This window comes from Vibrio sp. M260118, assembly GCF_036533755.1.
GTDB lineage: Bacteria > Pseudomonadota > Gammaproteobacteria > Enterobacterales > Vibrionaceae > Vibrio.
This window is the reverse complement of sequence record NZ_JATABG010000142.1, coordinates 1-8442: the sequence shown is the minus strand read 5'-3', so window position 1 is coordinate 8442 and position 8442 is coordinate 1. Positions and strand designations below refer to the sequence as shown.

9 protein-coding genes are annotated in these 8442 nt (G+C 46.9%); 7 read left to right on the top strand and 2 right to left on the bottom strand.

Annotated features, from left to right (window positions below; genetic code table 11):
• From QTO00_RS10325 to QTO00_RS10315, 3 genes are all read left to right on the top strand, one after another.
• Positions 1-458: ABC transporter substrate binding protein (locus QTO00_RS10325; RefSeq protein ID WP_331424699.1), on the top strand; the 458-nt coding region annotated here is incomplete at its 5' end.
• Positions 459-529: 71 nt separating this feature from the next.
• Positions 530-1468 carry an ABC transporter permease gene (locus tag QTO00_RS10320; RefSeq protein WP_038206864.1) on the top strand — a complete coding sequence of 313 codons (939 nt, stop codon included), beginning with the start codon at positions 530-532 and terminating at the stop codon, positions 1466-1468.
• Positions 1465-2259: an ABC transporter ATP-binding protein gene (locus QTO00_RS10315; protein WP_331424696.1), complete on the top strand. Its 795-nt coding sequence runs from the start codon at positions 1465-1467 to the stop codon at positions 2257-2259. The genes QTO00_RS10320 and QTO00_RS10315 overlap by 4 nt, the downstream gene beginning before the upstream one ends.
• Positions 2260-2341: 82 nt before the next feature.
• Here the strand turns inward: QTO00_RS10315 and dusC are convergent, their stop codons facing one another.
• Positions 2342-3292: a tRNA dihydrouridine(16) synthase DusC gene (gene dusC, locus QTO00_RS10310; protein WP_331424695.1), complete on the bottom strand. Its 951-nt coding sequence runs from the start codon at positions 3290-3292 to the stop codon at positions 2342-2344.
• Positions 3293-3360: 68 nt separating this feature from the next.
• Positions 3361-3912 (bottom strand): prepilin-type N-terminal cleavage/methylation domain-containing protein, encoded by a 552-nt coding sequence (locus QTO00_RS10305; RefSeq protein WP_331424694.1) that lies wholly within the window; start codon positions 3910-3912, stop codon positions 3361-3363.
• Positions 3913-4173: 261 nt separating this feature from the next.
• On the opposite strand from QTO00_RS10305, the gene QTO00_RS10300 reads away from it, so the two are divergent.
• The 4 genes from QTO00_RS10300 (at position 4174) to serS (ending at position 8328) form a co-directional block, all read left to right on the top strand.
• Complete coding sequence (locus QTO00_RS10300; protein WP_331424693.1) at positions 4174-4788, top strand: YecA family protein; 615 nt, start codon at positions 4174-4176, stop codon at positions 4786-4788.
• 66 nt (positions 4789-4854) lie between these two features.
• Positions 4855-5451: an outer membrane lipoprotein chaperone LolA gene (gene lolA, locus QTO00_RS10295; RefSeq protein ID WP_331424692.1), complete on the top strand. Its 597-nt coding sequence runs from the start codon at positions 4855-4857 to the stop codon at positions 5449-5451.
• 2 nt (positions 5452-5453) lie between these two features.
• Positions 5454-6800 carry a replication-associated recombination protein A gene (locus tag QTO00_RS10290; protein WP_331424691.1) on the top strand — a complete coding sequence of 449 codons (1347 nt, stop codon included), beginning with the start codon at positions 5454-5456 and terminating at the stop codon, positions 6798-6800.
• A 220-nt stretch (positions 6801-7020) separates the two neighbouring features.
• Complete coding sequence (gene serS / locus QTO00_RS10285) at positions 7021-8328, top strand: serine--tRNA ligase (protein ID WP_038206885.1); 1308 nt, start codon at positions 7021-7023, stop codon at positions 8326-8328.
• Positions 8329-8442 lie beyond the last annotated feature (114 nt).

Here is an 8442-nt window from a genome sequence, read left to right as displayed (position 1 = left end):
AAGCCAATGCGGTTACTCTGGTTGAGCTACTTAAGCAAAGTGCTCAAGCGCAGGGCATTCAAGTTATTGAAGCGACAGCCTTGAAGAGTGCTGACGTTCAATCTGCCACTCAAGCGATTGCAGCTAAATCAGATGTCATCTATGCACCGACAGACAATACCGTTGCTAGCGCTATTGAAGGTATGATTGTGGCGGCGAACCAAGCGAAAACCCCTGTACTGGGCGGCGCAACTTCTTATGTTGAGAAGGGCGCTATCGCGAGCTTAGGCTTCGACTATTACCAAGTGGGCGTTCAAACGGCAGATTATGTGGCTGCGATTCTTGAAGGTTCAACGCCAGGTTCACTAGACGTTAAAGTTGCGAAAGGCTCTGACCTTGTTGTTAACAAGAGCGCTGCGACTAAACTTGGCCTCTCAATTCCTCAATCTGTTTTAGATCGTGCAACTAGCGTGAAGTAACTCGCTGGCTCAAGTGTGCGTGAATGGCGCATGCTTGAGCGTTGTGATCATTAGCAGAAAAGGGAGTTTGTATGTCTGCTTTTGCTTTTTTTGGCGCGTTGGAAATTGGTCTGTTATACGGGCTAGTGGCTTTGGGCGTCTATCTCACCTTCCGCGTTCTCGATTTTCCAGACTTAAGCGTCGATGGTAGCTTTCCTATGGGGGCTGCTGTCGCGGCAACGGCGATTGTCTCGGGTATTAATCCTTGGGTTGCGACCTTTATGGCGATCATCGCTGGGGCTGCGACGGGTTGGGTGACCGCGTTCCTAGCCGTCCGTTGTGGGATTCTCCACTTGCTTGCCTCGATTTTGACTATGATAGCGGCGTTCTCTATCAACATCCGTATTATGGGGCGTCCAAACGTTGCTCTACTTGGAGAAGAGACGATACTCACGCCATTTGAAATGGTCGGCGATCCCATGCTTGTTCGCCCGCTGGTTGTCGGTGTGTTGGTGTTGGTATCCGCTTGGTTTGTGGTCAGGTTATTAAACAGCGATTTTGGATTGGGTCTTAGAGCTACGGGTGTTAATGCACGCATGGTTTCCGCGCAAGGAGCCAGTACCGCGTTTTACACCTATTTTGGTTTGGCTCTCTCAAACGGCTTTGTTGGTTTTGCAGGCGCGCTTTTTGCCCAAACCAATAGCTTTGCTGATGTCACTTCAGGTGTGGGTACCATAGTTGTTGGACTTGCCGCTGTTATACTCGGTCAAACCTTGATTCCGGGGCGCAGAATTTGGGTTGCGGTTGTTGCGGTCATTGTCGGTTCTGTTCTGTATCGTTTAGCCGTGGCCTTTGCGCTGAGTACCGGCATGTTCGGTTTGCAGGCTTCAGATCTGAACTTAGTCACTGCTGTGCTCGTGGCTGCGGCTCTAATTGCTCCAAAGATAAAAGGCAACCTTAAATCAAAAAAGCTTAGTCCTCCTGCTGGTGGCAAACAGAAGCAGGATAAAGAGTCAGGAGAAGTAGTATGATTCGTTTAGAAGATATTCAAGTGACTTTTAATCCGGGCACTATCTTAGAAAATCGAGCGCTGCGCGGCGTGAGCTTAGAAGTACCAGAACATCAGTTCTTGACGGTAATCGGCTCAAATGGTGCAGGTAAATCCACTCTGCTTGGCGCGGTAACGGGTGAGACTCCTATGGTGGGAGGTAGCGTAGTTATCGATGATCTCGATGTTACCAAGCGCACAGTGGACCAACGGGCTCAGCAGTGTGCGCGCGTGTTTCAAGACCCATTAGCGGGCACTTGTGGTGAACTGACCATTGAAGAGAATATGGCACTCGCCTATATGCGTGGCAAAAAGCGCGGGTGGAACCTGTCGCTTTCTAATAAACGTCGTAAGCTGTTTCAAGAACGTATCGCGATTTTAGGTTTAGGGCTTGAAGACCGTTTAGGAGATAGCATTGGGTTACTGTCTGGTGGTCAGCGTCAAGCCGTAAGCTTGGTTATGGCGACGCTTTCGGATAGTAAGCTACTGCTACTTGATGAACACACCGCAGCACTCGACCCTAGAATGGCCGCGTTCATCATCGGCCTGACCAAGAAAATTGTCGCTGAGTTTAACTTGACGGTGATGATGGTCACTCATTCGATGAAAGATGCGCTTGCCTGTGGTGATCGCACTGTGATGCTCCACCAAGGCGAAATTGTGCTAGATGTTGCAGGCGAGCAGAGGGCTAATATGCAGGTACCTGATCTGCTTGAGATGTTCTCAAAAGTTAGGGGAGAAGAGCTAGCCGACGATAGTTTGCTACTGAACTAGTTAACGGTTAGTAAGTCCTTACATAGCAAAAGCCCACTCGCATATAGTTGCGAGTGGGCTTTTTTAATTAGGTAACCGTGAATTAAGCGGCTAGTTCATCACGATAGCGAGTAATGTATTCAACAATAGGCGCTGCTTTATTGAAGGTACGGATCTCTCTAAATAGTGCGTCTGCTTGTGGGTACTGGTGACGGAGGTAAGAGAACCACTGCTTAACACGATTTGGGTAATACAAACCTTTGTCACCCTTCATCTCGTATTGTGAGTAAACCAATAGCAAATCGACAACTTCAGACCAAGGCATAGCACTGTGATTGTGCTTCACTACATTGCCAAGGTTAGGCACATTGAATGCCCCTCGACATACCATCAGCGAGTCGACGCCCGTTGTCTCAATGCAAGCTTGGCCATCTTGATAGTTCCAAATTTCGCCATTAGCAATCAATGGGATTGAAAAGCTTTGACGAATTTGGTTGATGTAATCCCACTTAATCTCGCTCGCTTTGTAGCCACCGGTTTTGGTTCTAGCGTGAACAGTTAGCTCATTGGCTCCGGCTGATTGGATTGCATCTACAATCTCAAAACAGTCATCCGGGTTGTCCCAACCAAGGCGAATTTTAGCGGTAACTGGGGTAGTTGCTGGCACGGCGTCACGACAGGCTTTGACGACATTATGGATGAGCTCTGGGTGTTGTAATAGCGCTGCACCGCCCTTGCTCTTATTCACCAGTTTCGCTGGACAACCAAAGTTGAGGTCAATACCTTTCGCGCCTAGTTGAGCGGCTTTGATAGCGTTTTCTGCCATCCAGTTAGGATCTTGGCCAAGCAATTGAATATGAACAGGCACACCGGATTTGGTTTGTGAACCTTGCTGTAGTTCTGGACAGAGACGATGAAATACGTGATCTGGCAGGAGTTGATCAACCACACGCACAAACTCAGTGACACATAAGTCGTAGTCATTGAGGTCTGTTAAAATTTCGCGCATTAAATGATCTAACACACCCTCCATCGGGCCTAGCACTAGTCGCATATAGCTCTTCTCACCAATCAGTCTCGCAAATTAAGAGGCGTGATTTTAGAGATTAAGCGCTCGGAAGTCTAATTACTCGATGGATTATTTCTGCCGGTAGTTTTTTCGATAGTACCAGTCAGTGGCGAGTAGAGCATTAGAGGCATCTCTTCACCATCGCTATAGCCGCTAGTGTAGTAGTAGGTGCATTGATTACTGGTGTTATACCAAGCGACAATATCGGTATCTGAAGGCAAAATGGTCGTCGTCAAAGGACGTATAGTGAGATCAACTTGCATTAGAGCATTCCACATCGCAACGCAGTCACTGCCACGAATAGGACCAACTGTTGGGTCTATGGGGGCACTGCCAACTGACATTGGGTAGCCAAGCGTTGAAGGATAGATAGACCCCGTTCCGTACTCCACTGGAGTGCTAGGTTCTCCCTGAGTGAGCCATTTTGCTTGATAGAGTTGAACTGCGTTGGCGAATGCTGAAAAAGCCGCATCAGCACGAGCTACATGAGCATCACGTTGATAGTTGAGGAATCTTGGTGCCGCTGTAACAGCGAGAACACCCAAAATAACGATGACAACGACTAATTCGATGAGTGTGAAACCATGTATGCGTGCACTTTTCATATTGACTTCAGCTACCTACCAATAGGATGTAAGAAAATGTTTCGAAACGCATGATGCACCTATTGAGCAAATTCTCAAAGAGAAATAAGTATTAATCTGGAGATTTGCCCAGATGACAGTGAGATGGATAGGTATAGAAGGCGATATGCCAGATTACTATATTGAATAGTTATTAAATGGCAGTGCTAAGTATCGAAGTGACCAGAGGCGACGGTTAGGGGTATAATGCGCACAAACTATGACTAAAACTAGATTAATATCATGAAGTATCAACTATTGGAGCTTGAAGGTTCAATCTCTGCAGAGTCCCCACTGTTTCTCGAAGGTTTGACATTGGCAGCAAATATGGCGACCAAGCCTCTCGCTCCAGAAACATGGCTATCGTCAGTGTTTGCTGAGCAGGCAGACAAAGTTAGAACGCAAATCGAAACTCATATTAATCAGCAATATAGTTACTTAAAACGCAATGAATATTCGCTATTGGCGTTATTGGGTGAAGATAATCATCGTGAAGAGTATGCTGATTTTGCCGAAGGCTTTATGACGCTGTGGCCAACCATTGAAGAGCAGTGGGCAGAAGTGAACCTTGGCGATGGCACTCTACGCATGTTGCAAGCTCTGCTCACTACGCTAATGTTGGCTATCGATGAGGAACAAACTCATCAACAGATGCAAGCGTCAGGGATAGACACGCCGCCAACATTTGATGATATGTATCCGCAAACAGACCTGATGATCGCTGAAGTGGCTCAAGCGGCTGACGAAGCTATGATGGGGGCTAAATCTCAAAGTGTTAACCCATATAAAGATACTGGTCGCAATGACGCTTGTCCGTGTGGTAGTGGTAAGAAATTCAAGCAATGCTGTGGTAGCTAATCGAACAAAGTGAAACTTTCTCGGTCAAACCGACAAGCGACATATGTAAAACTAGGAAGAATTTTAATGAAGAAACTTGCCGTATTACTACTGATGAGCTTTTCAGTAATGGCAGCGCCAAAAGATGAACTAAGCCAGCGTTTACAGAAAACTGAAGGCTTTAGCGCTGACTTTTCTCAGCAGTTGATTAGCCCTGAAGGTGAGCTGGTGATGGAAGGTGAGGGTCATGTAGAAATTGCTCGCCCAAGCTTGTTCCGTTGGACAACGACAATGCCAGATGAAAACGTACTTGTCTCAGACGGTAAGTCTCTGTGGTATTACAGTCCTTTTATCGAGCAAGTCAGTATTTATTGGCAAGAACAAGCCACAGAGCAAACCCCTTTTGTTTTGCTGACCCGCAACCGAGCAAGTGACTGGGATAATTACCGAGTAGAGCAGCATGGCGACATCTTTACTTTAACGCCAACTAACGCTGATTCGAACCAAGGCCAGTTCAAGCTAACCATCGACGAACAAGGTGCGGTACAAGGATTCAGCGTTGTTGAACAAGACGGACAACAGAGTAGCTTTAAGTTCAACAACATTGAGCTTAGCAAACCGAAAGCGGAGCGATTTACCTTCGTTGTACCGGAAGGTGTTGAGGTTGATGACCAAAGGAACTAAATGTGAGTAACTACTCATTAGATTTTTCCGGGGACGAAGATTTTCGTCCCCTTGCTGCAAGAATGCGCCCAGAAACATTGGATCAATACATTGGTCAGCAGCATATCCTTGGACAAGGAAAGCCACTGAGAAGAGCGTTAGAAGCCGGTCATATCCACTCTATGATTCTCTGGGGGCCACCGGGTACGGGCAAAACAACTCTCGCAGAAGTGGCAGCTAATTATGCCAATGCGGAAGTAGAGCGTGTCTCGGCGGTGACTTCGGGCGTGAAAGAGATTCGCGCTGCGATAGAGAAAGCCCGTGAGAACAAAATGGCGGGTAGGAGAACTATTCTATTCGTTGATGAGGTACACCGCTTCAACAAGTCGCAGCAAGATGCGTTTTTGCCACACATCGAAGATGGTACGGTAACTTTTATCGGTGCAACCACCGAAAATCCATCGTTTGAGTTAAACAATGCACTGTTGTCGCGAGCTAGGGTGTACAAGCTTACCTCGCTTGCCAAAGAGGACATTCTTTTAGCACTGCAGCAGGCTATCTCAGATCCTGAACGAGGACTGGGAAAATTCTCGGCTAATTTTGCCGACAATGTACTAGATAGACTTGCCGAACTTGTTAATGGCGATGCGCGCATGTCTCTTAACTATCTTGAGTTACTATACGATATGGCTCAGGATGATCCCCAAGGCGACAAAGCGATCACTTTGCAGCTGTTGGCGGAAGTCGCAGGAGAAAAAGTCTCACGCTTTGATAACAAAGGTGATATTTGGTACGACCTAATTTCAGCGGTGCATAAATCGATTCGTGGCTCGAATCCGGATGCAGCGCTCTATTGGTCGGCGAGAATGATTGCTGCAGGCTGCGACCCCTTGTACATCGCGCGCCGATTGTTAGCCATAGCCTCAGAAGATATTGGCAATGCCGATCCAAGAGCGATGCAGGTTGCTCTGTCAGCTTGGGATTGCTTTACGCGCGTCGGCCCTGCAGAAGGTGAGCGGGCGATCGCTCAAGCGATTGTTTACCTTGCTTGCGCGCCAAAAAGCAATGCGGTTTACACCGCATGGAAGCAAGCGCTTAACGACGCTCACAACGAACCTGAGTATGAAGTTCCGCCGCATTTGCGTAACGCTCCGACTAGTCTAATGAAGGATTTAGGCTATGGCTCAGAGTACCGTTACGCTCACGATGAACCTGGGGCCTATGCCGCAGGTGAGCGCTATTTACCGCCAGAAATGGTAGGTACACGCTACTATCATCCGACAAATCGCGGCTTAGAAACCAAAATTGGCGAAAAGTTAGATTACTTGGCTAGTTTAGACGCAAAAAGCCCACAAAAGCGCTATGAATAGGCGGCCATTTTAGATACATTTACCCGTGTATCCCTTCATATTTGAAGCCGCAGCTTTGTTAACTGCACCAATTCACCCTAATCAAATAGAGCACCTATGCTCATAGGGCTGAATTGGTTTGTTGCCGCGCTGCAACTCCAACTATTTTGGGACATAATTTTTTAGCGCTTGAGCAAGATGCTCAAGCGCGATTTCACTACTAAAAAGCATAGGATTAACAATGCTGGATTCTAAATTACTTCGTACAGAGCTGGATGATACAGCTGCAAAACTAGCGCGTCGTGGCTTTAAGCTAGACGTAGACACTATCCGTACACTTGAAGAACAACGTAAGTCGATTCAAGTAGAAGTTGAAAATTTACAATCCACGCGTAATTCCATCTCTAAGCAAATCGGCCAAAAAATGGCAGCCGGCGATAAAGAGGGTGCAGAAGAGATCAAGAAGCAAATTGGTACTCTTGGTAGCGATCTTGATGCGAAAAAAGTCGAACTTGATGAAGTTATGGCTAAACTTGAAGAGATTACGCTTTCTGTGCCTAACCTACCTGCTGACGATGTGCCAGAGGGTAAAGATGAAGACGATAACGTTGAAATCTCTCGTTGGGGTGAGCCAAAAACTTATGACTTTGAGCTAAAAGATCACGTTGATCTTGGTGAGCTTGGTGGTGGCTTAGATTTCGCTAGTGCAACCAAAATCACTGGCGCTCGATTTATCGTAATGAAAGGTCAGTTTGCGCGTCTTCACCGTGCGATCGCTCAGTTCATGCTAGATCTTCATACTGACGAGCATGGTTACACAGAGATGTACGTTCCTTACCTAGTTAACTCTGACAGCCTATTTGGTACAGGTCAGCTACCTAAGTTTGGTAAAGACTTGTTCCACACTGAGCCATTAGAAGAAAAAGTGAACGATGAAGAGCCACGTAAGCTGTCTCTAATTCCAACGGCAGAAGTACCAGTGACTAACATGGTGCGTGATACGATTTCTGATGAAGCGGATCTGCCACTTAAAATGACGGCTCATACGCCATGTTTCCGCTCTGAGGCAGGTTCTTACGGTCGTGATACTCGTGGTCTTATCCGTATGCACCAGTTCGACAAAGTTGAGCTAGTACAAATCACTAAGCCAGAAGAGTCTATGAATGCTCTTGAAGAGCTAACAGGTCATGCTGAGAAAGTCCTTCAGTTGCTAGAGCTTCCTTACCGTAAAGTGGTTCTATGTACTGGTGATATGGGCTTTGGTGCACGTAAGACTTACGATCTAGAAGTGTGGGTTCCAGCTCAGAAGACGTACCGTGAAATCTCTTCATGTTCAAACATGTGGGACTTCCAAGCGCGTCGTATGCAAGCACGCTTCCGTCGTAAAGGCGAGAAGAAGCCTGAACTAGTGCACACCCTAAACGGTTCTGGTCTTGCGGTTGGTCGTACTATGGTTGCTATCCTTGAGAACAACCAAGAAGCCGACGGTCGTATCGCTATTCCAGCAGTACTACAGAAGTACATGGGCGGAGCAACGCACATCGGTTAATCGCTGAAAGATTAATGGTAAAGGCGACTCATTGAGTCGCCTTTTTTATTGATTTTACGAACAAAAAAGCCGACATCATGTCGGCTTGGTCAATGTTGTGAGTGGCTTGAATTT

What these genes read in the sequence shown, in the direction of transcription:
- QTO00_RS10315 (WP_331424696.1), top strand. Translation starts at nt 1,465, where the DNA reads ATGATTCGTTTAGAAGATATTCAAGTGACTTTTAATCCGGGCACTATC.
- QTO00_RS10300 (WP_331424693.1), top strand. Translation starts at nt 4,174, where the DNA reads ATGAAGTATCAACTATTGGAGCTTGAAGGTTCAATCTCTGCAGAGTCC.
- serS (WP_038206885.1), top strand. Translation starts at nt 7,021, where the DNA reads ATGCTGGATTCTAAATTACTTCGTACAGAGCTGGATGATACAGCTGCA.
- dusC (WP_331424695.1), bottom strand. Translation starts at nt 3,292, where the DNA reads ATGCGACTAGTGCTAGGCCCGATGGAGGGTGTGTTAGATCATTTAATG.
- lolA (WP_331424692.1), top strand. Translation starts at nt 4,855, where the DNA reads ATGAAGAAACTTGCCGTATTACTACTGATGAGCTTTTCAGTAATGGCA.
- QTO00_RS10305 (WP_331424694.1), bottom strand. Translation starts at nt 3,912, where the DNA reads ATGAAAAGTGCACGCATACATGGTTTCACACTCATCGAATTAGTCGTT.
- QTO00_RS10320 (WP_038206864.1), top strand. Translation starts at nt 530, where the DNA reads ATGTCTGCTTTTGCTTTTTTTGGCGCGTTGGAAATTGGTCTGTTATAC.